General features: G+C 61.4%; 26 protein-coding genes, 3 tRNA genes and 2 pseudogenes. 17 read left to right on the plus strand and 14 right to left on the minus strand.

Annotated features, from left to right (window positions below):
* Positions 1 to 4 precede the first annotated feature (4 nt).
* The 10 genes from murA (at position 5) to yacG (ending at position 6,827) form a co-directional block, all read left to right on the plus strand.
* The gene (gene murA / locus GC146_RS00440; RefSeq protein WP_291832717.1) at positions 5 to 1,273 is read left to right on the plus strand and encodes a UDP-N-acetylglucosamine 1-carboxyvinyltransferase; all 1,269 of its coding nucleotides are present in this window, start codon (positions 5 to 7) and stop codon (positions 1,271 to 1,273) included.
* A complete protein-coding gene (locus GC146_RS00445; RefSeq protein ID WP_291832719.1) occupies positions 1,270 to 1,755 on the plus strand; it encodes a DUF2948 family protein in 486 nt (161 codons plus the stop codon). The genes murA and GC146_RS00445 overlap by 4 nt, the downstream gene beginning before the upstream one ends.
* Positions 1,752 to 2,246: an N-acetyltransferase gene (locus tag GC146_RS00450; RefSeq protein WP_291832721.1), complete on the plus strand. Its 495-nt coding sequence runs from the start codon at positions 1,752 to 1,754 to the stop codon at positions 2,244 to 2,246. The genes GC146_RS00445 and GC146_RS00450 overlap by 4 nt, the downstream gene beginning before the upstream one ends.
* Positions 2,247 to 2,363: 117 nt before the next feature.
* Positions 2,364 to 3,668 carry a histidinol dehydrogenase gene (hisD, locus tag GC146_RS00455; RefSeq protein ID WP_291832724.1) on the plus strand — a complete coding sequence of 435 codons (1,305 nt, stop codon included), beginning with the start codon at positions 2,364 to 2,366 and terminating at the stop codon, positions 3,666 to 3,668.
* 77 nt (positions 3,669 to 3,745) lie between these two features.
* Positions 3,746 to 4,225 (plus strand): UPF0262 family protein, encoded by a 480-nt coding sequence (locus GC146_RS00460; RefSeq protein ID WP_291832726.1) that lies wholly within the window; start codon positions 3,746 to 3,748, stop codon positions 4,223 to 4,225.
* Between the two features lie 4 nt (positions 4,226 to 4,229).
* The gene (locus GC146_RS00465) at positions 4,230 to 4,718 is read left to right on the plus strand and encodes a low molecular weight phosphatase family protein (protein ID WP_291832727.1); all 489 of its coding nucleotides are present in this window, start codon (positions 4,230 to 4,232) and stop codon (positions 4,716 to 4,718) included.
* Positions 4,719 to 4,810: 92 nt separating this feature from the next.
* Positions 4,811 to 5,029 (plus strand): translation initiation factor IF-1, encoded by a 219-nt coding sequence (gene infA, locus GC146_RS00470; protein ID WP_007205486.1) that lies wholly within the window; start codon positions 4,811 to 4,813, stop codon positions 5,027 to 5,029.
* A gap of 18 nt (positions 5,030 to 5,047) precedes the next feature.
* Positions 5,048 to 5,629 (plus strand): Maf family protein, encoded by a 582-nt coding sequence (locus tag GC146_RS00475; protein WP_291832843.1) that lies wholly within the window; start codon positions 5,048 to 5,050, stop codon positions 5,627 to 5,629.
* On the plus strand, positions 5,626 to 6,651 hold the full coding sequence (locus GC146_RS00480; protein ID WP_291832845.1) for a ribonuclease E/G: 1,026 nt from the start codon (positions 5,626 to 5,628) through the stop codon (positions 6,649 to 6,651). Before GC146_RS00475 ends, GC146_RS00480 begins: the two co-directional genes overlap by 4 nt.
* Positions 6,651 to 6,827 carry a DNA gyrase inhibitor YacG gene (gene yacG / locus GC146_RS00485; RefSeq protein ID WP_291832847.1) on the plus strand — a complete coding sequence of 59 codons (177 nt, stop codon included), beginning with the start codon at positions 6,651 to 6,653 and terminating at the stop codon, positions 6,825 to 6,827. The genes GC146_RS00480 and yacG overlap by 1 nt, the downstream gene beginning before the upstream one ends.
* 93 nt (positions 6,828 to 6,920) lie before the next feature.
* On the opposite strand, the gene GC146_RS00490 is transcribed toward yacG, so the two are convergent.
* Positions 6,921 to 7,574, minus strand: a complete 654-nt coding sequence (locus tag GC146_RS00490; protein ID WP_291832850.1) for a hypothetical protein — start codon at positions 7,572 to 7,574, stop codon at positions 6,921 to 6,923.
* Positions 7,575 to 7,675: 101 nt separating this feature from the next.
* Positions 7,676 to 8,596 carry a CehA/McbA family metallohydrolase gene (locus GC146_RS00495; protein WP_291832853.1) on the minus strand — a complete coding sequence of 307 codons (921 nt, stop codon included), beginning with the start codon at positions 8,594 to 8,596 and terminating at the stop codon, positions 7,676 to 7,678.
* A gap of 180 nt (positions 8,597 to 8,776) precedes the next feature.
* Here GC146_RS00495 and GC146_RS00500 point away from each other — a divergent pair.
* The 4 genes from GC146_RS00500 to GC146_RS00515 all read left to right on the plus strand — a co-directional run bounded on the left by GC146_RS00500 (position 8,777) and on the right by GC146_RS00515 (position 12,465).
* Positions 8,777 to 8,851: transfer RNA gene (locus GC146_RS00500), tRNA-Phe, on the plus strand.
* 303 nt (positions 8,852 to 9,154) lie between these two features.
* Entirely contained in the window at positions 9,155 to 10,579 is a 1,425-nt protein-coding gene (gene dcm, locus GC146_RS00505) for a DNA (cytosine-5-)-methyltransferase (protein WP_291832855.1), read from the plus strand.
* 118 nt (positions 10,580 to 10,697) lie between these two features.
* Positions 10,698 to 11,795, plus strand: a complete 1,098-nt coding sequence (locus tag GC146_RS00510) for an MvaI/BcnI family restriction endonuclease (RefSeq protein ID WP_291832858.1) — start codon at positions 10,698 to 10,700, stop codon at positions 11,793 to 11,795.
* Positions 11,788 to 12,465 (plus strand): hypothetical protein, encoded by a 678-nt coding sequence (locus GC146_RS00515; protein WP_291832861.1) that lies wholly within the window; start codon positions 11,788 to 11,790, stop codon positions 12,463 to 12,465. Before GC146_RS00510 ends, GC146_RS00515 begins: the two co-directional genes overlap by 8 nt.
* A 270-nt stretch (positions 12,466 to 12,735) precedes the next feature.
* Here GC146_RS00515 and GC146_RS00520 read toward each other — a convergent pair.
* Positions 12,736 to 12,988, minus strand: a pseudogene (locus GC146_RS00520) (hypothetical protein); the annotation flags it as partial.
* A 757-nt stretch (positions 12,989 to 13,745) separates the two neighbouring features.
* Positions 13,746 to 14,207: a DUF5681 domain-containing protein gene (locus tag GC146_RS00525; protein WP_291832863.1), complete on the minus strand. Its 462-nt coding sequence runs from the start codon at positions 14,205 to 14,207 to the stop codon at positions 13,746 to 13,748.
* A 193-nt stretch (positions 14,208 to 14,400) separates the two neighbouring features.
* Between GC146_RS00525 and GC146_RS00530 the strand changes: the two are divergent.
* Both GC146_RS00530 and GC146_RS17705 read left to right on the plus strand, forming a co-directional pair.
* A pseudogene (locus tag GC146_RS00530) lies at positions 14,401 to 14,957 on the plus strand (transposase); the annotation flags it as partial.
* 42 nt (positions 14,958 to 14,999) lie between these two features.
* On the plus strand, positions 15,000 to 15,236 hold the full coding sequence (locus GC146_RS17705; protein WP_363240875.1) for a recombinase family protein: 237 nt from the start codon (positions 15,000 to 15,002) through the stop codon (positions 15,234 to 15,236).
* A 37-nt stretch (positions 15,237 to 15,273) separates the two neighbouring features.
* Here GC146_RS17705 and GC146_RS00540 read toward each other — a convergent pair.
* The 8 genes from GC146_RS00540 to GC146_RS00575 all read right to left on the minus strand — a co-directional run bounded on the left by GC146_RS00540 (position 15,274) and on the right by GC146_RS00575 (position 19,545).
* Positions 15,274 to 15,356: transfer RNA gene (locus GC146_RS00540), tRNA-Ile, on the minus strand.
* 72 nt (positions 15,357 to 15,428) lie between these two features.
* Positions 15,429 to 15,537: transfer RNA gene (locus tag GC146_RS00545), tRNA-OTHER, on the minus strand.
* A 6-nt stretch (positions 15,538 to 15,543) separates the two neighbouring features.
* Complete coding sequence (locus GC146_RS00550; protein WP_291832865.1) at positions 15,544 to 15,747, minus strand: hypothetical protein; 204 nt, start codon at positions 15,745 to 15,747, stop codon at positions 15,544 to 15,546.
* Between the two features lie 744 nt (positions 15,748 to 16,491).
* Positions 16,492 to 16,893 carry an HTH domain-containing protein gene (locus tag GC146_RS00555; RefSeq protein ID WP_291832866.1) on the minus strand — a complete coding sequence of 134 codons (402 nt, stop codon included), beginning with the start codon at positions 16,891 to 16,893 and terminating at the stop codon, positions 16,492 to 16,494.
* A 93-nt stretch (positions 16,894 to 16,986) separates the two neighbouring features.
* On the minus strand, positions 16,987 to 17,445 hold the full coding sequence (locus GC146_RS00560; protein ID WP_291833427.1) for a hypothetical protein: 459 nt from the start codon (positions 17,443 to 17,445) through the stop codon (positions 16,987 to 16,989).
* Complete coding sequence (locus GC146_RS00565) at positions 17,387 to 17,596, minus strand: AlpA family phage regulatory protein (RefSeq protein ID WP_291832868.1); 210 nt, start codon at positions 17,594 to 17,596, stop codon at positions 17,387 to 17,389. The genes GC146_RS00560 and GC146_RS00565 overlap by 59 nt, the downstream gene beginning before the upstream one ends.
* 42 nt (positions 17,597 to 17,638) lie before the next feature.
* Positions 17,639 to 18,289: a hypothetical protein gene (locus tag GC146_RS00570; RefSeq protein ID WP_291832870.1), complete on the minus strand. Its 651-nt coding sequence runs from the start codon at positions 18,287 to 18,289 to the stop codon at positions 17,639 to 17,641.
* The gene (locus tag GC146_RS00575) at positions 18,286 to 19,545 is read right to left on the minus strand and encodes an integrase arm-type DNA-binding domain-containing protein (protein ID WP_363240819.1); all 1,260 of its coding nucleotides are present in this window, start codon (positions 19,543 to 19,545) and stop codon (positions 18,286 to 18,288) included. The genes GC146_RS00570 and GC146_RS00575 overlap by 4 nt, the downstream gene beginning before the upstream one ends.
* A gap of 606 nt (positions 19,546 to 20,151) precedes the next feature.
* Between GC146_RS00575 and GC146_RS00580 the strand changes: the two genes are divergently transcribed.
* Positions 20,152 to 21,105 carry a helix-turn-helix transcriptional regulator gene (locus GC146_RS00580; protein WP_291832876.1) on the plus strand — a complete coding sequence of 318 codons (954 nt, stop codon included), beginning with the start codon at positions 20,152 to 20,154 and terminating at the stop codon, positions 21,103 to 21,105.
* A 47-nt stretch (positions 21,106 to 21,152) separates the two neighbouring features.
* Here GC146_RS00580 and GC146_RS00585 read toward each other — a convergent pair whose 3' ends face one another.
* Together GC146_RS00585 and GC146_RS00590 are read right to left on the minus strand one after the other, a co-directional pair.
* Complete coding sequence (locus tag GC146_RS00585) at positions 21,153 to 21,794, minus strand: hypothetical protein (protein WP_291832879.1); 642 nt, start codon at positions 21,792 to 21,794, stop codon at positions 21,153 to 21,155.
* Positions 21,795 to 22,121 (minus strand): hypothetical protein, encoded by a 327-nt coding sequence (locus GC146_RS00590; RefSeq protein WP_291832881.1) that lies wholly within the window; start codon positions 22,119 to 22,121, stop codon positions 21,795 to 21,797.
* Positions 22,122 to 22,197: the final 76 nt, after the last annotated feature.

The raw sequence follows: 22,197 nt of genomic DNA on the forward strand, positions 1-22,197 counted from the left end.
AGGCATGGATTCGATCGTTGTGACGGGCGGCGCGCCGCTGGCGGGGCAGATCGCCATTGCCGGGGCCAAGAACGCGGCACTTGCGCTGATGCCGGCGACGCTGCTGTCGGACGAACCGCTGACGCTGACCAATGCGCCGCGGCTGTCGGACATCAAGACGATGACGCAGCTTCTGCAGTCCTTGGGTGCCGAGGTGGCGGTGCTGCAGGAGGGCAAGGTGCTGGCGCTGTCGTCGGACGCGCTGACCTCGACCCGCGCCGATTACGAGATCGTGCGCAAGATGCGCGCCTCCAACCTTGTTCTAGGCCCGCTGCTGGCACGGACGGGGCAGGCGGTGGTTTCGCTGCCCGGTGGCTGCGCGATCGGAGCGCGGCCGATGGATATCCACATTTCTGCGCTCGAGGCGCTGGGCGCCGAGATCGAGCTGAAGGACGGCTACCTGCACGCGGTCGCCCCTGGCGGGCTGAAAGGCGCGCGGGTGCCCTTGCGCTTTGCCAGCGTCGGGGCGACCGAGAACACGCTGATGGCGGCGACGCTTGCCAAGGGCACGACGGTGATCGAGAACGCCGCGCGCGAACCCGAGATCGTCGATCTGGCCGTCTGTCTGCGAAAGATGGGGGCCCGGATCGAGGGCGAGGGCACGGCGACGATCACCATCGAGGGGGTGGACCGGCTGGGCGGGGCAACCCACGCGGTGGTGACCGACCGGATCGAGCTTGGCACCTACATGCTGGCCCCGGTGATCGCCGGGGGCTGGGTCGAATGCCTTGGTGGGCGGATCGATCTGGTATTGGCCTTCGCCGAGAAACTCGACGCGGCCGGAGTTGCCATCGAAGAGACCGACAAGGGTCTGAAAGTATCGCTGAAAGGTGACCGACCGCGTGCGGTGGACGTGGTGACAGAGCCTTTTCCCGGCTTTCCCACCGATTTGCAGGCGCAGATGATGGCGATGCTGGCCACCGCCGAAGGCACCAGCGTGCTGGAAGAGCGCATTTTCGAGAATCGTTTCATGCACGCGCCGGAATTGATGCGGATGGGTGCCCATATCGAGGTGCAGGGTGGCCATGCCACGGTTCACGGTGTGGACCGGCTGAAGGGCGCGCCGGTGATGGCAACCGATCTGCGCGCCAGCGTGTCGCTGATTCTTGCGGGCCTTGCCGCCGAGGGCGACACGATGGTCAACCGGGTCTATCATCTTGATCGCGGTTATGAGCATGTCGAGGACAAGCTGGGCGCGGTGGGCGCGCGGATAGAGCGGGTGAAGGCACAATGAACGAGCACGAGGATGCCCGGTTCGAGGATGCCAGCGAAGCGCCGTTGCGGCTGCTCGCGCTGGATGCCGAGGACCTGTCAGTCATCTCGACGCTGGCGCAGGACGCGGTTCTGCCCGCTAGCGAGTTGCGCTGGGACCGCAAGACGCGCCGCTTTGCCCTGCTGCTGAACCGGTTCCGCTGGGAGGATGCCGAGAACGCCGCAGCCCGCCGTCGCGGCTTTGAGAGGGTGCAATCGGTGCTGGTCATCGAGGACGTTCTGAAAGTGCAATCGCAAGGCGTCATGACCCATGACAAGGACATGGTTCTGTCGCTTTTGTCCATTTCATGGGAACCGGGCGAGGCGCCGGGCGGGCGCATCATGCTGACGCTGGCGGGCGACGGGGCCATCGCGGTGACGGTCGAGGCGCTGGAGGTTGTGCTGCGCGATGTGACGCGGCCCTATCTTGCGCCCTCGGGCAAGGCGCCGGACCACCCGGAATGATCGTCAGGCAGTTGACTCCTGCCGATGCGCTGGCATTCCGCCATGTCCGGCTGGAGGCGCTGCGGCTGCATCCCGACGCCTTCGGCTCCACCCTCGCCGATTGGCAGGGTTTGCCTGAATCGGCTTATGTTCAGCGGATCGAGGGCAGCGTGATTTTCGGCCTGTTCACGGATAAGGGTCTGGAAGGGATCCTTGCCTATGACCGCGAGCGCGGCGGCAACTGCCGCCATCGCGCCGGGCTGCATGCGATCTACGTGCGCAAGGGCCTGCGCGGCAAGGGCGGGGCCGACATGCTGATGCAGGCGGCCATTGCGCGGGCGCGGGCGGATGGCGTTGTGCAGCTGGAACTGTCGGTCAGCGAGACCAACGCGCGCGCCTACGATTTTTACTGGCGTCACGGCTTTGTCCGTTACGCGGTGTCGCCCCGCGCGTTGCTGGTCAAGGACCGCTATCTGGACGAGTTGAACCTTTGCAAGCGATTGGATGATTGAGCCGCCCCGGTGGGGCGGCGTATCCGGCGGCAGTATTTGGGGCAAGATGAAGCGCGGTCCGCGGATTGCCGCGCCCGTGGTGGCCCGCTATGTGCAGGGCCGAAGGAGACCCAGCCGATGCCGATGTTTCTGACCACACGCGATGCCGATTTCGAGGCGCGTTTCACCGCCCTGCTGGCGATGAAGCGCGAGGATAGTCCAGACGTGGACGCTGTGGTGGCCGAGATTATCGCCCGGGTCCGCGCCGAGGGCGACGCCGCGCTGATCGACCTGACACGCCGGTTCGACCGGCTGGACCTTCGCCCAGAAATGCTGCGCTTTTCGCCCGATGAAATTGCTGCCGAATGTGCCAAGGTCGGCGCCGAGGATCGCGCGGCGCTGGAACTGGCCGCCGCGCGCATCCGCGCTTACCACGAACGCCAGATGCCGGAAGATGCGCGCTGGACCGACGCGACGGGGGCAGACCTTGGCTGGCGGTGGACGGCCGTATCGGCGGCGGGGCTTTACGTGCCGGGCGGTATCGCCTCCTACCCGTCTTCGGTTCTGATGAACGCGATCCCGGCGCGGGTGGCAGGCGTCGACCGGCTGGCCATCTGCGTGCCCACGCCTGATGGTGCGGTCAACCCGCTGGTGCTGATGGCCGCGCAGATTGCCGGGGTGGACGAGATTTACCGCATCGGCGGGGCACAGGCGATTGCCGCGCTGGCCTACGGGACCAAGACGATCGCGCCGGTCGACAAGATCACCGGGCCGGGCAATGCCTTTGTCGCGGCAGCCAAGCGGCGGGTCTTCGGCAAGGTCGGGATCGACATGATCGCCGGGCCGTCCGAGATCCTTGTCATCGCTGACGCTGACAACGACCCGGACTGGATCGCGCTGGACCTGCTGAGCCAGGCCGAGCATGACGAAAGCGCGCAGGCGCTGCTGATCACCGATGACGCGGAGTTTGCCCAGGCAGTGGCCGCGGCGGTGGACGCGCGCCTTCAGACGCTGGAGCGCCGCGCGGTGGCCGGGGCCAGCTGGCGCGATTTCGGCGCGATCATCACGGTTTCGGACATGGACGAGGCGGTGCGGCTGGCCGACCGGATTGCGCCCGAGCATCTGGAAATCTGCACCGGCGATGCCGAGGCGCTGGCCGCCCGTATCCGCCATGCGGGCGCGATCTTTATCGGCGGCTGGACGCCCGAGGCCATCGGCGATTACGTAGGCGGACCAAACCACGTTTTGCCCACCGCTCGCTCGGCCCGGTTTTCCAGCGGCCTCAGCGTGATGGATTTTCTCAAGCGCACCACGCTTTCGCGGATGAGCCCCGCGGCGTTGGCGGCCATCGGGCCAGCGGCTGCGCGACTGGCGCGATCGGAAAGCCTTCAGGCGCACGGGCTGAGCGTGCTGGCCCGGCTTGATCGGCTGAACGAGGGTTAGGAGGGTGGGGCTGATCGGGTTCTTGATCCGCGACGGGCGTTGGGGCATCAACCCCTGACACTCTGGACGGACGCGCCATGACCCGCATTTCCCATATCGAGATCGACGACGCGGGCTTGCCCATGCCCACGCCCGAGATCGAGCAGGAGCGCAAGGTCGCCATTTTCGACCTGCTGGAAGACAACAGCTTTGTGATTCCCGGCCGTGAAGGGCGCGCCGCACCTGACGGCCCGTATCGCCTTGGCCTGTCGATCCGCGAGCGGCGGCTGGTCTTCGATATTGCCACCGAGGACGGCACGCCCGCAGCACAGTTTCACCTGTCGCTGGGGCCATTCCGGCAGGTGGTGAAGGATTACTTCCAGATCTGCGCGAGCTATTTCGATGCGGTCAAAACGCTGCCACCCAGCCAGATCGAAACCATCGACATGGCCCGCCGCGGGATTCACAACGAGGGGGCCCGCGTGTTGCAGGAACGCCTGCAGGGTAAGGCCGATGTGGACAACGACACTGCGCGCCGCTTGTTCACGCTGATCTGCGTGCTGCATTTCGGGGGCTAGGGGCTTGGACGATACCCCGCCGCCGAAACTCCCCGAGGCGCTGCCCCAGTCGGTGCTGTTCTGCTGCGATCACAATGCCGTCCGCTCGCCCATGGCTGAAGGCATCATGAAGAAGTTCTACGGCACCGCCTGCTATATCCAGTCGGCCGGCGTGCGATCGGACATGGAGATCGACGGTTTCGCCATTGCCGTCTGTGCCGAGATCGGGGTGGAACTGTCGCGCCACCGCTCGCGCAGTTTCGACGAGATGAAGGAGTGGGGCGACGATCTGTCCTCGTTCGATCTGGTCCTCGCGCTGTCGCCCGCCAGCCAGCGCCGCGCGCTGGACCTGACGCAGTATTTCCATATGGACGTGGAATACTGGCCGATCCTCGACCCAACGGGCCTTGGCGAAGGGCGCGAGGCGAAACTGGCCAGCTATCGCCAAACCCGCGACCAGATCATTGCCCGCCTGATAGCGCGTTGGGGGCCGCCGGTACCGGACGTGACGTGATCGCGGGCGATTAGCCCTTGAAAATTCACGGCCAGAGGCGCAAGAGAACGCCGTCTGCGATTTCTGGCGGACAACGCAATATTGGAGACCCCATGGCCAAGGAAGAACTTCTCGAATTTCCGGGCGTCGTGAAGGAACTCCTGCCGAATGCGACGTTCAGGGTCGAGTTGGAAAACGGCCATGAGATCATCGCGCATACGGCAGGCAAGATGCGCAAGAACCGCATCCGCGTTCTGGCCGGCGACAAGGTGCAGGTCGAGATGACCCCCTACGATCTGACCAAGGGTCGGATCAACTACCGCTTCAAGTAAGCCTTGACCGGCCGTGACGTGCCGCGCCTGATCCTTGGATCGGCCTCGCCCCGGCGGCTGGAATTGCTGGCGCAGATCGGCCTTGTGCCGGATGACGTGCGTCCTCCCGACATCGACGAGACCCCCCAGAAGGGTGAGTTGCCGCGCGACTATGTCCGGCGCATCGCCGCGGCCAAGGTGGCGGCGGTGCAGGCCGAACCCGAGGACGTCGTGCTTTGCGCCGATACCACCGTGGCGCTGGGCCGGCGCATCATGGGCAAGCCCGCTGATGCCGCCGAGGCCGAGGCGTTCCTGCGCGCGCTGTCGGGGCGGCGACACCGGGTGATCACGGCGGTCGCGGTCAAGCGCGGCGACCGGCAGTGGCTGCGCGACGTGGTGACCACGGTCGCCGTCAAGCGGCTGGGCCCGCCCGAGATTGCTGCCTATCTGGCCAGCGGCGACTGGCAGGGCAAGGCAGGCGGCTATGCCATCCAGGGGCCGGCGGGCGCCTTCATCCCGTGGATCAACGGATCGTTCACCGCGGTCGTGGGCCTTCCCCTGGCCGAGGCGGCGGGGCTGCTGGTTGCGGCGGGCTATCCGGTTTACGGGGGTGGGGCATGAAGGGACGGACCATCGCGCTCGACCATGTGGAGGGGCAGGAGGCGGCGGCGCTGCTGGTTGACGGCCGGCTGGACGACCTGCTGATCGGCGACGAGGACAGCCCGCGCCCCGGCGCGATATTCCGCGCGATCTGTGACCGCCCGGTGAAGGGGCAGGGCGGCATGTTCCTGCGCCTGCCCGACGGGATGGGCGGCTTTCTGCGCGCGGCCAAGGGGTTGCGGCCGGGCCAGCCGGTGCTGGTGCAGGTCACCGGCCATGCCGAGCCGGGCAAGGCGGTGCCGCTGACCGACAGGGTGTTGTTCAAGAGCCGCTATGCCATCGTGACCCCCGGCGCGCCGGGCCGCAACATCAGCCGCGCCATCACCGACGAGGAAGAGCGCGTGCGCCTTGCCGCCATTGCCGAGGTAGAGATGACGGGGCCGCACGGTTTGATCCTGCGCTCTGCCGCTGCGGGCGCCCCCGAGGATGACATTGCCGAAGACATCGCCGCGATGCGCGATCTTGCCGATGCGGTTCTGGCCGATGCGACAGGCACCACGCCCGAGGCGCTGACAGAGGGTGACGGGCCGCATGCGCTGGCCTGGCGCGACTGGACCATACCGGCCGAGGTGGTGACCGAGGCTGGCAGTTTCGCGACGCTTGGCGTGCTGGACCAGATCGCGGCGCTGGCCCGGCCCGAGGTGCAACTGGGCGAAGGCTCGATGTTTGTCGAGGCGACGCGTGCGCTAACGGCGATCGATGTCAATACTGGCGGCGATACCTCGCCCGCCGCGGCGCTGAAGGTGAACCTTGCCGCCGCCCGCGCAATACCCCGCGCGTTACGCCTGCGCGGCTGGGGCGGCCAGATCGTGATCGATTTCGCGCCGATGTCCAAGGCGCATCGGCGGCAAGTGGAACAATCGCTGCGCGCCGCGTTCCGCGCGGATCCGATCGAGACCAGCCTTGTCGGATGGACGGCGATGGGCCTTTTCGAACTGAGCCGCAAGCGCGAGCGTCGGCCTCTGTTCTCGGGGCCAGCGTGATGTCCTGTCCGATCTGCGCCCGCCCCACCGATCCGAAGTACAAACCCTTCTGCTCGCGCCGCTGCGCGGATATCGACCTCGCCAAGTGGCTGACGGGCAGCTATGCCATTCCCGTGCCCGAAGAGGATGAGGACGAGCCGCCTCTGCCGCCCGACGACGACGGCCCGGCGCACTAGCCTGACTAGTCTTTTTCTTGCCGCAGATCGGTAAGAGGGCCCGAAGAATTGAACCGCACTGGTCTTTTTCAGACCATCTGCTGGCCGCGACGCTTACTTAACAGCGAACACCGCATGGTAGGCGTCAGCCCGCGCGCGCAGGTCGTCTAGGCTGACGGGCCAGCTGGTGCGGTCGGCAATGTCGAAACCATCATCGACCATCACCGCGTCTTCCAGCATCATGTACTTTGAAGACCCGGCGGCCGAAGTGCCGATCAGCGCGGCAAATCCGCCGCCGCTTGTTGCCGCGCCGCAGACGACGATAAGCATCGGTGTATCTTGCCCGGCCAGCGGCGCGCGCTCCTCGGTATAGGTGTCCTCGCTGCCCCAGCAATAGCGCGGCGCATAATCGGATTCGTCCGTCGCGAAGGGTCCGCCATAGGCGCTGAGCCTGTAGGTCAGGGTGATGACGGGGCGCGAACGGTTCTCGCCCTCCTCTGAAGTGATCGGAGCGTAGATATCCGTGCTTCCTTCATCGACATAGATGTTCTGCCAAGGCTCGGCGTCGGTATAGGGATGCGCATCGTACCCGTCCGGCGCCCAGGCCGGGCGCGGCAGGACAAGATCGACCATCGCGGGCACATGCACGGCAATCGTCTTGTCCTGCGTGGTGATGGTGGGGTCGTCGTCTGCAGCCGCCAACACCGGCACGAGCATCAGGACGACGCCAAAGACAGCAGCGCGGGCCGCACGATGTTGCACGGGCATAGCGTGTTCCCACCCCTTTCGATGCCGGTCATCCACCCGGCATGGCAAGCAATGTTGGAAAGTTTACTGCGCCCGGAGGGAGCGATCAACCAAAGGCCCAGTCAACTGCGCCAGATCGGGTTCGACCAGGCCCGCTTGCCCGAACGGTCGATCAGCGTGACACGGATCCAGTCGGAATTGGCGAACCGGTCGAGCGACATCTCTGCCCCGGTCATCGACTGGCCATGCACCGCCTGCGCCGCCGTACCCTTGCCCTGCACGATCACCGAACTGACCGCCGAACAGTCGACATGGATCTTTTTCGGCCCGACGGTGATGCCGCGCAGCTCCGGTCCCTGGCTGGAATAGAAATCGCCCGCCTTCAGCGCCGCGAGCAGCAGGTCGGGGTCGTTCGCCTCGGCCTTGACCATGACCCAGCCGCCGAAATGGTCCGGCTCGGAGAAATGCGCGTCATCGGTGGCGATCATGCTCAGGCGCCGGCCCTCCGACAGCAACAGGTCGGCGATCTGAAACCCGTCGGGCCGGTCGCAGCCCATCGCGCAGCCGTGGTTGTAGATCTCTACAGCGTGGGCCGCCGCGATCCCCCGCGCATCGGCCAGCGTCAGCCCCGACCATTGCGGATGCGCAATGGCCACGAAGGCGCCCGCGGCCACCGCCCGCGCGGCGATCTCGGGCCCGCTTTCCTGGTTGTCGACCGGCAGGAAATGCGGCGCGTTGGGCGGCGTGAAATCCGCCGGCAGGCCCACGGCCAGGATGTGCCACAACTCGCCATTTGCCATCGCGCCGGAATGCAGTTCCGCCCCGAGGATGGTGGTGAAGCTGTTGTCGCGGTAGGGCAGGGTATCGGCGATGGGATAGCCGTACATGCCGATGAAATGGTCGGTCAGCGCGATGAAATCATAGCCTTCCGCCTTGTAGCGGCGGCAGACTTCGGCCGGCGCCAGAACGCCGTCCGACAGGGTGGAATGGGTGTGCAGGTTGCCGCGCCAAAAACGGCCGGGCTTGGCGAAAAGTTCGGTCATGGGGCTTTCCGGGGAACTCAAGATAGCTCTGCCTAAGCCGGAGATTTGACAGGCAGATGACAGTGGACGCAGGGATCGGGCCCGCCCGCGTGCGCGGACCGCGAAAACCGCTGGACACCCTTCGCGCCCACGTCTAGAACGCGCTCACCCCGCGTGTCAGGTGATCCTGCCGCGCCCCGTGCCTGGGTAGCTCAGGGGTAGAGCAGTGGATTGAAAATCCTCGTGTCGGTGGTTCGATTCCGCCCCCGGGCACCACAAAACATATAAAATTTCATTATATTCCAGATAATTAACGAGAGACCTAGATTTTGTGTCCACCCTAGTGCCCACCTTTGACCCGGCGCTGTCGCCAGTTGGTGCCGTCTAGCAAGGGCTGCAAACGAGTCCTAATTCACGAGCACGGCCACCGACTAGCATCTGGATGTCGGGGAGGGTGTTCCTCAAGCAATCCATTGACACGTAATGGCTTTGCCGGCGGACTATACAAAATATAGATGACGCCTGGACCAGAGCAACAAGGCATGGTATTGAGTTGGAAGGGAATCATGGAATGAAAATATGATGCTTCAACATGCCATCGAGGAAGATCAGCAGCAGGCATCCGCAAAGCGAACTGAGACCGGGAAAGCAGAACTTTACACGATGGTCGATCTCTTCGCGGGCTGCGGCGGCCTTTCACTAGGCTTTGAAGAGGCCAAGTTCACACCTGTTTTCGTGAACGAGCTACACCAAGATGCGATGGAGACGTACCTTCAGAACCGTCACTACGAACTCGGCGGTATGCCGTTCGCGGAGAACGGAGCTCTTCACTGTAACGATGCGCAAGACCTGCAAGGCAAACGCCTCGACGCGCTCGTATCAGACCTAGCGAACATTCCGGAGGCGAATTTCATTCCCTCTGAAACAGGAAACCAAGGTGCAGGGGGCGGCAGCACTCTTGACGTGCTGACCGGTGGCCCGCCCTGCCAAGGTTATTCTGGGATTGGAATCCGGCGCTCCTACTCCGTTGATCGGAAGGACATCCCGTCAAACCATCTTTTCGGGCGCATGGCCCAAGTCATACGCCGCTTGAGACCCCGGATCTTCTTGTTCGAAAACGTGCGCGGCCTGTTGAACGCCAAGTGGACCAAGACTGGCTGCGAGTTCATTTTCCCGGACGTGAAGGCAGAGTTTCGAAAAATCCCAGGCTACGAGGTCAGGTGGTCCTTGATCTACGCTAAGGATTACGGTGTGCCGCAGAACCGCCCGCGCGTCCTTCTCGTGGGCATCCGCAAGGATATCCTGGAGGCGTGCCCTTCGCTCGACCCGAGCGCCGATCCCGAGGACGCCATCGCGTGCGGGTTCCTCCCGAAGGGCAAGATCGGCACCTTCCCGGACCTTGTCGATCTCTTGGGAGATCTGGTGGACCCGGCCGTGGCGGATATCCTGCGGTCCGATGATTTTGTGCCGGGTGCGTTCGAAACGAAGTCCTATCCGAAAGCAGCACGGACGGCGATCCAGAAGCACTTGCGCCGCCCCGCGCCCTGGAATCCCGGCGGGCGGACTAGGCTGACCGAGCAGGAATACAGCAAGCACAAGCGCGAGGTGGTCGAGAAGTTCGACTACATGCTCGCCAACAACGGCGAAATCCCGGAGCACTTCCAGACCCGGAAGTTCTCCCAGAGGGTGCTCAAGGCACGGTGGGGCAACGGCGAGCCCAACATGACGGCAACTTCGCTTCCCGACGACTACGTTCACTATTCGCAGCCCCGCATCTTAACTGTGCGGGAGTGGGCGAGGCTCCAGCTCTTCCCCGACTGGTACCAATTCGCTGGCAAGCGAACCACGGGCGGCCTGCGGCGCGCCGGGAACCCTCACGCAGGGCTCTTTGAACGGGAGGTGCCAAAATACACGCAGATAGGCAACGCGGTTCCCGTGGGATTGGCCGAGAAGGTCGGGGAGCACTTCCGGGGGCTCCTGGACGAGGCCCTAGGGAAGAGGTAGCCCGGTGCCGCTTCGCCAGCTCACGGATATTGAACGGGAGCGCATGAAGCGCCTAACGGGCGAGTCCGTGGACATTACCTTGCTACAGCCAACGCGGACGGGGCTTGGTAAGTCCATCATGGACGCTACCGCCCCATTGCGAAACTACCTCAAGGAAACGGGGCTCCACGACTTTGACGAGCAGGGCAGGGGCGCGCGGGAAAACGGCGTCAAGCTCGATGCCTACCTGTTGAGCGAAACCGGCGCGGTGGAGACCAAGGCTTCGCTCTATAAGCCCGAAGCAAAACCCACGAAGGACGGCGATCCGCGCATTTGGATATATGGGCTTCCCGCCTACGCCGAGGCCGACGACATGCTTGCTCTCACGGAGCACGAGGGGCGCATCGCGGTGATTAACCTCACCCAGGTGGACGTGGCCCATGTTCTCGATGTTCGGCAGAGTGGCCCGCTTTGGGACATCATGAAAGAAATCGGGGCCGAGGCGACATCCATTGCCGACGAGCTCTTGGGAAAACTGCGGCTTATCGCGGCCGGTGGCTACGTGCCGTCGGTCATGGAAACGCGCGCGGACACCGCTATCGGCCGGACACTCGAATCCGCCCTCGGAATCGAGATGAACGCGCGCCGGGAGCCCGATTACAAGGGGATCGAGCTCAAGTCTTACCGCCGGAAAAAGAAATCCCAGGAGAACCGCAAACAGCTCTTCGCAAAGGTGCCCAATTGGGAAATCAGCAAGTTCAACAGCATGACTGACGTGCTCGATGCGTTTGGCTATTACCGCGATGGCCGCGACCGGCTGAATTGCACCGTGAGCGCAGCCAATATCAACTCGCAGGGGCTAACCTTCGAGCTCGACGAAAAGGCAGGAATCCTGAACGAGGTTTCGAAGACGACTAACGACGGGGCCTTTGCGTCCTGGTACTTGTCCGAGCTGCGCGAAGCCTTGAAGGCCAAGCACGCCGAAACATTCTGGGTCGGCGCGAAAGTGCATCCCATCGACGGCCGGGAGCATTTCGAGTTCACGGACGTGATCCATACCCGCAAGCCTATCGGCAGCCAGTTTGACATCTTGGTCGAGCAAGGCGAGATCACTATGGACCACATGATGAAACGCCTTGATTCAGGGCGCGCCTACGAGCGCGGCCCATCCTTCAAGATCGGGGCAGGGTCGCTCGACCTCTTGTTCCCGCCGAGCAAGACTTATGCCCTTGCCTGAGCCTGATCCCCTCACCAGGGGGGAGAAGGCCAAGATCACGCGGTTTCGAAAAGACCTTCTCACCTGGTTCGCAGACAAGGGCCGCAACCTGCCTTGGCGCAGGCCGTGTGCGAGCGACTTTGAGCGGATATGCGTGGAAGTCCTCCTGCAAAGGACGCGGGCCGAGACCGTTGCAAGGGCCTACCCGGTGTTTTTCGGGCGGTTCACGGGTTGGCCTGATCTCGCGGCCGCATCCATCGAGGAGCTGGAAGAACACTTCAAGCCGATTGGCCTATGGAATCGGCGCGCCCGTTCCATGCGGGCGTTAGCAGAGTATGCGGCCGCACGGGGCGGGCAGTTTCCAAGCGATCCCGTGGAGCTCGCAAAGGCTCCTGCCGTTGGGCAATACGTCCAGAACGCGATCCTGTTGTTCCAGCATGGCGAGGCGAGGCCACTTCTCGACGTGAACATGGCGCGCGTGATCGAGCGGTTTGTCCGGCCGCGCCGGTTGGCCGACATCCGCCACGATCCATGGCTTCAAGCTGCGGCGCATTGGCTCGTGAAGGGCGAGCAGGCCAGGGAGGTGAATTGGGCGGCACTGGACTTCGGTAGCGTGGTTTGTTCCGCGAGAGCACCAGCTTGTGCGAGCTGCCCGGTTTCTACCCGTTGTCAGTCGAAATCCCTGAACTAGGGCCAGAACACGCACGATCCGCGCGCCCCAGGCCAGAGCATCGCAGGGTTCTTTTCGTGCACGAAGTTGAAAGGCATGCTGCTCGTGGCCCTGCAAAGGGCGAGCGCTTCATCGGCTGAAGTGGCGAGAGCGTAGCCCCACCGGCAGCCAATTCGGTCTTCGTCTTGGCAGGCTTCGAGTTTCCAAACGCGCATACCGAGGCTATGCGGGGAATCTGGTTAAGGAACCGTAAACGCTCATATTAGACGGCCGGTGCCTGCGGCAATGCCCGCACATCTTCTGGAACCGGCGGTTGTAGGCGCGGTCGCGGCCGACGAAGATCGTGTCGACCGCGGTCTTCATGTTGTCGTAGATGCCCCGCGTGCAGGTGCCCCCGAAGAAGGCGAAGGCCTTGTCATGCGCGTCGAAGACCATCTCCTGCGTCTCGCGGGGATACCCGCAGCTCACGACAGATCTGCTTGATCGACTTCTTGTCCTGAAAATACGCCCGCCGGATCTTCGCTATCGTCTCCACAACCAACATCCCACACTGCGCTCCCCGATGACCTCGGGAGCAACATGACTATCAGTGTAAGGGGGTCATTTTTGGGCGCCGATTACCCCGCTACGGGGTCAATTTTGCATGCCGGTTCACAATTGGACGCTTCCCGCCAGACAACGTACGGGCCGAGCTGGCGGGTTTACCGTTGCTTGATCAACTCGCACCGATGCTGTTGATTGCCTCGGGTGCAAATTGGACAACGCGCGGCGGGGCAAAAAATGACCTTGGGTTCTTGTTAAAGCAGAGTCTTTAGCACTGCGGACCAGAGCTGACGTCGTCATTTCCTGACAGAACCCGACTGCGGATTTCGGCCAGTTTCGGTGCCAACGCGCGAGCAAAATGCTCTCGGTACTTGCGCCCCTCAGGGCTCTCGCGCCAATATTTGAGGAGTTCTTCATGGCTGTGCCCTCGTGCGCTGGGCAGACGATGCTCATCGGGGTTTTCGGCGAGGTACGCTGCGATCAACGCATCGTCCCGCCGGATTTGTTCCACCGTATCGAAAACTGCGGGATCAGGCTCCTCTACTGATCGAGGGTCCGGCAACGGCTCCGGGTCCTTTCCTTCTGATACCAGTATCTGGTTTTTTAGCTTCCTCAGCTTCAGTAAAAGGTCCGCCGATGAGCGCGGATCTGTTCTAAACGCCCACGTCCGATGTTCTTGTCGTTTCACAGCCTCCAAGTATAAATCTCTTTGGACCGCGACCCGTTTCTTCATCTTTGCAAGACGAGCCCTCGGGGTTTCAGGCACCAATCATCTCCATTCTCTTTTGAAGTTCATCGAGTTCTAGGTGAACCTCCTCGGTCTCCATGGCTTTCCTCGCTGCTTCGACAGTCCGCAGAAGCGCATCCGCCTCGTCCGTTGTGATACGACCTGAGGAAACGAAAATCAGGATCGCATTGACCGCCTTGAGGATGTCCTCTGGCCCATTGATCTTTGGGATGGTGACCCTCATCGGACGGGATTTGCGGGGCGGCAAGATACGCTCCATGCAAAGCCGGATTGCGGTCAAGTCGCCGGCTTTCGCGAGTTCGATGGCTTTCTTGGTAATCGCGCCAGCGTCGCCGTCCATAAGCGTCTCGGCCGCCAGTGTCGCCTTACCACGCGCGCCCTTGGGGCGGCCCTTGGGGTTGCCGCTAGAGCCCTTGGCGAACTGACCCTTCTGGGCCTGTTTCTGGCCAGTTTTTTCAGTCGCCTCAACCATATTAGCACCCGACGATAAAAGGTCACGGGAGCTTACCTAGATCTCTCAAAATGTACAGCATGTTTGCCGGAAGGTAGTGTCTCAATTTGAATTTTCCGCCTGACGTTTTTTGTAGGGGCCGCGCTTCTTCTGACCTGCCACGGGATTTTTCCTCCACCGTCGATTAGAGTCCGGCCCAACCTGAGGACGGACAATGAAGCGAACGAGATTCACGGACGAGCAGATCATCGGCATCCTGGCCGAGCACGAGGCGGGCGCAAAGTGTGCGGACCTGTGCCGCAAGCACGGCATGTCGGAAGGCACCTTCTACAACTGGAAGGCCAGGTTCTGCGGCATGACGGTGTCGGAGGCGAAGCGGCTGAAGGCGCTCGAGGATGAGAACGCGAAGCTGAAGAAGCTGCTGGCCGAGCAGATGCTGGATCTCGCCGCGATGAAGGAGCTGGTTTCAAAAAAGTGGTGACGCCTGCCGTGAAGCGCGAGGCGGTCGCGCATCTGAAGGCCCTGTTCGGGCTCTCGGAACGGCGGGCGTGCAGGATTGCCGGGGCGGATCGCAAGATGGTCCGCTACCAGGCGCAGCGTGCGCCGGACACGGTGCTGCGCGGGCGGTTGCGGGAACTGGCCAACGAGCGCCGACGGTTCGGCTATCGGCGGCTCTTCGTGCTGCTGCGCCGCGACGGCGAGGCGAACCGCTTTGTGCTGCACATCATGGCCGCAGTCGCGGAACAAGAGGGCCGCGCAATCTCAGAGCGCACCAAGGCGGCGCTGGCGGCGGCGAAAGCACGTGGAGTTAAGTTGGGCTGGTCTATCCCTGAGCGGGCTTCTGAGCAGCGTCAGGCGGCTCGGAAGGGCGCAGCGGTGAACAGGGCGCGGGCGCTAGCCCATGCAGAGAACGTCTTGCCAGTGATCGAGCAGATCAGGGCAGGGGCCGCATCCCTTCGCCAGATCGCGGCGGAGCTGAACACACGGGGGATCAAAACCGCACGGGGTGGTAAATGGCATGCGACCACCGTTCGGAATGTCCTAGCTTGAATGAAGCCCGCCCAGAGTGGCCACGGGCGGGCTTCTGCATACGGTGTGGGATTCGAACCCACGGAACCCTAAGGTCCTACCGAGTATCAATCGGCTGCATTACCACTCTGCCAACCGTCCAATGTGCCGTTGCCGACACGGGTATTAGTTCAAATGGGGCAAAAGGTTCCACTTTGCAACCTACTGCCAGCTTGGGCACGGCGGCGGGCCTTGAACCCGCGTCCTCCCTGCCGGTATATGCAAGTGTCACCAAGCACACACGTCGAAAGCAGGGCGCTCTATCCATCTGAGCTACGCCGCGAAACTCCTACTTGTTGTCTACCACCAGTTTGGGCTTCTTGCTCTTGATCCGCGCCTTTTCGGCGGCCTGAGTTTCTGCCTTCTTGGTCAGTTTCTCTTCTGCAAATGGAGCCACTGCTTTGATAAGGCCGTTGAAGCTGTAAAGGTTTGTCACACTGCCAAACTTTGTTTGTCGCCGTTCTTCGCGCTCCATAAGCCCCAGTTCCTCCATCGCCTTGATCCGTCTCCGGATCGTGCGAGGGGTCACGCCTCGCCTCGGCAATCGTAGCAACAGAGGGATGAGGCATATTGTCGGCAAACCACCAGTACTGCACGAGGTGGAGGATAATGTTCATGTCGAGGGGATCGAGGCCAATGGCCGCCTGTTTCTCGATTATGATGTTAGGCAAGACGCTCCACCCAGATTCCATGAGCGGTTTCGTCCACTTCTTCTCATTGACGCGAAGCTGCTCCACGTTCTGTTTCTGAGTTGTTAGCTTCGCCATAACCGTTCGTCCTTGCGCGTCTGTGCACTCGATGTGGCAGGGCAAATAAGCGAAAAAAATACTCTCAGGGGTGTCCCAAGAGACGGTAGCCCCTGTCTAGAAATTCAGAGGTCGGGCGAACCAAGGGACTGAGGCCGCACGAACGAAGGTTCACCTACCCTTCTGGCAGCTGATAGGCTCCTTCCTTGGACTGCTCGGCCTTCAGGTAACTATCGGAATTCGGTGGGAGGGGAGAGGGGGGCTGGGGGGAGTGGGGTGGGTCAGGGAGGGGCTTGCCCCTCCCCCTTACTTTTCCTGAAAGACTCGGGCCCAATACCCGCCGCCTCTTCAGGGGCGGACGGGAGTATTTATGTTTCCTTTATTTTTCAGGGATAGACTTTCCTCTATTATGGGGCGTTTTGTCCAGTTTCCGGGGGCAGAATAGGTGCAGACTACGGGCAAGTCGTCCTATAACCGGGGGCAATATGCCCCTAGCTGCTAGTCAACCTCATCACTTCTATTGCAGCGATAATGCTCTTTTCGTCAGGAGTTGGGATCGGCTCCATGCCGTCATGAAGGACCCGTATGGCCTTCTTATGCCGGCCGCCCCGCCTGTAGGGAGCTGATTGCAGGGCGCCGAGCTTCTCCAACCGTTTTACATGCCGTTCGATGGTCTTACGGTCCACACCGAATTCATCAGCCATGCGGCTGATTTGAAGTACCGACCAGCGGTGGCCGTCAATGTAGAGCTTGGAATTGCGCCACCAGCGGTCCAAGTTCATGAATACCATTCCTCCGGCAAGGCCCCCGGCTGCCCGGCAATAATAGTTTGAGGGGTAGGACTTGCCCTCTGGGTCTTTCGGCTTGTTTTGAGTGAGGTATTTAGATACCATTGAGTTCTCCTAGGTATCTTGGTTAGGTGCTGGGAATTCATGAATGATTGACCCTCGAGAACAGCCTCTCGGGGGCCTTTCGTTTCAGTGCGGTCAGATTGACTTGAGCTTTTTGACCTTTTCGACATGTACGTTGATGAATTCCCATGCCGCTATGTAGTCGATGACGCGGTAATACGCTTGAGCTGGGCCGACCAATTGGACCAGGTAGCCCTCGAGGAGGCCCCGGGTCCTAAGCCATGTGAGGTGCTGCTGGACGGTGCCTTCTGCCATGCCCATTGCAAGCGCCATGGCCTTGATCCCGGGGATTTTCCAGTCGTAGTTCCCGATTCCCGCCTTGACTGTATCGGACACATCAGCGGAGGGAAAAGTGAACATGTACTCCACGATCAAGGCCCGACGCCCGAACGGGTTCGGGCTAGGCTCCAGCTTTCGCTTCGTAGCGGGAGCGCTGTACTGGGCTTCTTTTGCTTCTTGGTGGTTTTCTTTTCCATCAGTGCAGACCGCCCTCGCGACTGTCCTTGTTGAGGTCTGCGCAGCGATGGTCTTCAACCGCCGCGCGCACCTCATCATCCCGCCAATAGAGGCGCGAACCGATCTTAATCGGACGCGGAAGCCGACCCTTTTCCCAATCCCGGTAGATCGAACTCCGGCTCCGCCCGCCAAGCATGTTGCGGAGTTGCGTGAAAGACAAAAGACGCATTGTGATGCTCCATGGTTGTTCATGGAACTGCTTCTGCGCTGGTTAGAAGATTCTTAGGAGACTCTCAAAATCAGGCTTTTCTTCTCTTGACAGCCGTTCCTTCAAGAAATCAGCCATTTCTGCGGATAGCCTGCGCAATACGCGCCCTGGGGGATCCAGAAATCCCAGAGCTACCGCGCTGCCCCAATCAGGAATGTGTTCGTCCGCCAAACTCTTGTCCTTGTATGCCTTCTTCATCCTGCTCGGAGACCCTTGGGCTTTGGTCCCGGCCAGACAGAGCTGAGCGATTTCATAGGCGTCCTCGATGGTCGCCCCATACCGGTCGAGCTTTCCCTCTTGCCACAGGGTGAGCCCTTTCTCCGGCATCAAAGTCCATAAGTGGCGGTTCACCTGCCAAGCTCTTATTCCAATGACCGTGTTCCTACGGATGATGTCTTGCGCCCGCTGCTCAGTTGAACCTAGCGGTTTATTTCCTCGTCCACTTTTGCCGCGGATTTCACCATTGATTAGGCTCTTGAAGGCATTGATAGCTGCCTCAGAAAGCCAGTCTGGCAATGGCTTTCGGAACTTTTGGCAGATTGATATGCCCTTGATGACGGCATGCAGGTCACCGTTGAGATACTGAGCCTCACAGTCCTCAATCTGACTTCGCCAGATTGCCTTGCCTGGTTGATCCTCTCCTATCTCAGTCATGATATATCCACTACGTTGGCCGATTTGGAAATTGATCCGCCCTGAACGTGGGCGGCCCACCGTTCCATCACCTCACTGCGTTGGTTCAGGTAGTCAGTGCGCCGGTAAGACCGCTCAATAGAGCTGCCAACGACATGTCCCAAGCATGTCTCGGCAACTTCGTAGGGTACCTGCTGCGTCTCAGCCAACCAGTCGCGGAAAGAGGATCGAAACCCGTGTGGTCTATAGGACAAATGGCGACTTTCCATCAGGCGAGACATTGTTGCATCCGAGATGACGCCCTTCTTAACACTCGGAAAGACGAAGCCATCTCGTTCGAAGGGTTTGGCTTGATCCAAGATGTCCAGAGCAAATCGCGAGAGCGGTACCTTGAAATCCGAAGTTGCATCCCGCCGCCCCTTCATCATTTCAGCTGGGATGGTCCAGACATCGTCGCAAACCTGATCGTACCTCATGAAGCGCAAAGGCCGCGAGCGAACGGCGGTAAGAATTAGCATCCGCAAGGCAAGATGCGTTGTTGTGCCATCATCCAGCGAACCGAAAAATGCTGGGACCTCATCCCATGGCATAGCGGGGACATGCTCAACGGCGTGCTTCTGTTTTCCGAGCAAGGCCTTTGCCTTCTCAACCGCCTGGAGGTCGACGTTCAAACCAAGAGCAGCGGCGTGCTTCATGCAGATGTTCAGGCGGTTCATGGCCTTTCGTGCTGTATCCGCCTTGGCGTGCCAGATCGGAAGCAGTGTGTCGCGGATGTCTAGCTGGTCAATTTCCGCAACCGGAACTCTGCCCAATTTCGGCAACACATGAAGTTCAAGCGGACTGAACCACCGCCCCGCCTTGCCTTCGCCCTTCAATTCGGCCTTGCGGCTCTCGAAGGCGTCGAGGGCAATATCCTGCAAACAATGCAGATTGCGAGCAGCCTCACGATTTTGCCGCTGACGTTCCTTCACCGGGTCCTTCCCTTGGCGAGCTATACCCCGCCAGTGCTCGGCGGTTTGACGGGCCTCCTTCAGAGAGACACTGATCGTCGACCCCAGACCCATCTCTCTGCGCCGCCCGTGCACGGTTACGCGGAGAAACCACTGGCCGCCCCCGTCGTGGCGTTTGTGTAACCAGAGCCCTCCGCCATCCGAATATTTTCCGGGAGACAAGGTCTTGAGCTGTGCAGCGCTTAAGCGATTGAGGCTTCGGGCCATTAACCACCTATCTATCCACCCAATACAAAACTTATAGCATGAAACATGGCGGGCTACCATGACACAACTTTTGCATTTGCGTTCATTGACTTAGTGGATCGTCTGGTTTGCCGTGGAGCATAGCGGAACGATAATACAATGCCGCCCCCGGGCACCATTTTCCCCAGATTGAAACCTGCTGACCGTTGAAATGTACCGTGGTGCGTTCACATGCTGGGCCCATCTTGCAACCCTGTGGCGGTGTTACCGGTCGTGGCGCCGTTAACGGGTCCGGGGCAACGGTGATCGGCCGGGTTTCTTCGGTTTCAATTCTCGCAAGACAACCCGGCCAGGAGCGGGCAGAAGCAATCGGGGTCGCACGCATTTGCTTTCAGCGACATCCGGGCTAATCTACGGATATTAGTATAGTTACATGGTTGGTCTTGGTATTCCGAAAACGGGTTGAGTAGGGCTAGAGGTTTGTAAGTAAAAGTGAATCTGGAAGCCGACGATATTGCCGTTCTGACGACATTGATCTTTGCGGCTGCGATGGATCAAAGCCGCTGGCCAGAGTTTCTTGAACAGCTTCACATTCGATCCGGCGGTGTGCGGACCCATTTGTTTGGTCGCGACAACCTATCCCAGAAACTCTTTGCATTCATGGGCCATGGCTATGATCCGGTCCATATGAAAGACTACAACTCGCATTACCGGCACCTCAATGCCTGGGTGCCGGGGTTCCAGGGATCCGCCAGCGGAACGCTGATGTCCCCGGACGAGATGATGCCCTACGAAAAGCTGAAGAAGACGGAGTTCTACGACGGGTGGGTCTTGCCACAGGGCGACATTTCGGCCGGGGTCGGCGGAATGGTCTTCAATCAGGGCGATCGCTTTATCGCGTTCGGCGGCCATATCCGGCGCAGTGATCAGGACCGACTGGAAAAGCCGTTTCATCAGATGATGCAGCTTCTGCTGCCCCACGTGCAGCAGGCCTTCGAGATTTCGCGCGCGATGGTGGCGCGGGCGGTGGATTTTCACCTGGCGCAAATGGATTCAGGGCCGGGGTCAGCGGCCATTCTGGTGGATCAGGATCGCAAGGTTGTTCACCTCAGCATGACGGCCGCCCTGCTTCTGGAACAGGGCAACACGATCCGGTTGGACAGATCGGGCAGGATCGAATTCGTCGATCGCGGCGCGGCCTTGGAATTCGACAGGGCAATTCACGGCCTCGCCACCGCCGACCCGAACTATTCATCGAGTTTTCCGTTGCGGTCTGCAACACCCGGCCTTGGCTACATTTGCCGGACTGGCCGGATCGTTCCCGGCACTCTGGGTGAATCGCCCTTCGGGGCGCTCTTCACTGGCGATACGCCCGCACTACTGCTGGCGATTCAGCCAAGGGCCTGGCACTCAACGACATTGCATGAACGGTTGCGCGAACATGGCCTGACGCAGCGTGAAACGCAGGTGGCCCTTCGTGTTGCCGACGGCCGGTCCCTGTCGGATATCGCCGACGCCGATCAGTTGAGTATTCACACCATCCGAAATCAGCTGAAATCGGCCATGTCCAAGCTGGGCGTGAACCGGCAGGCGCAACTGGCAAAGCTGCTCGCCTCGTGGCAGCAGTTCAACCGCGGCTGAACGACGGCGATGTGCGGACCCGTCAAATCCTGCCGCGGGACAGCCCCTTACATCCTGTTGATTTCCCGCACCTCGAACCGGCTGGCATAGGCGTCGGCGCGGGCGCGGAGTGTGTCGAGGCTGACGGGCCAGCTGCTGCGGTCGGTCACGTCGAAAGGATCGGCCGGGATCACGTCCTCGACAAGGAAGCGAAGGGAGGACTGGTCGGGCGCGGCGGTGCCGATGATCGCGACGAAGGCGCGGAAATTGTCATCGCCGCAGACCACGATCGACATCTTGCCGGCCTGCCCGGCCATCGGCGGACGGTCTTCCTGGTAAAGCGCGCCCTGGGCGCAGATGTCGGCGGAATAGTCGGCGTCATCGACGGTGTAGCCGGATGGCGGCGTCCCGGGTTCATGCCAGATCTGGATGTAGGGGCGGGCATAGACATCTTCGCCCTTGGCTGTCTGCGGCGTGAAGAGAACCGTGTGTTCACTGTCATGCAGCGTGTTGGTCCAGCTCTCCTGCAGGGTAGAGGGATGCGCGTCATAGCCGTCGGGTGCCCAGTAGGGGCGGGGAAGGATCATTTCCCAGTCTTGCGGGACGAGGACGGTGATGGTTGTCGCGTCCGTCGTGACCTGCGCGTCTGCTGCCAGCGCGGGAAACGGCAGGGCGACAAGGGCCGCCATCAGCAGCATACGGGCGGACATCTATTGCACTCCCAACGTGTAGGTGCCGCCAGCGGGCACGTGGATGTCGGTGAAGGTCGCGTCGGCATAGCCAGTGACATAGCCATAGCCGGCCTTCACATCGTAGCATCCGGCCGCGACCGAAAAGTCATGGCTGTAATTGGGCGGAATATCCGCCCCTTGCGGCATTCGATTGAAGCCATAGCTCATCGCGTCGCAGCGCGAGATCAGGACAGAGGTAATTGTGGCGTTCGAGATGTTGGCGATGCGAATACGAGCATTTGCGGTGCCGCCCGGTGTCAGATCGCCTCCGTCGATTCCGCAGCCCGCCAAAAGGGTCAATCCCATGATGGGTGCAACAATGCGTATCATGTCCGTGCCTTTCAATTCCCCGCTTGGATCAATGGATTTACGCAATTCAGCG

This window comes from Limimaricola sp., assembly GCF_016125575.1.
Taxonomy (GTDB): Bacteria; Pseudomonadota; Alphaproteobacteria; order Rhodobacterales; family Rhodobacteraceae; genus WGLM01.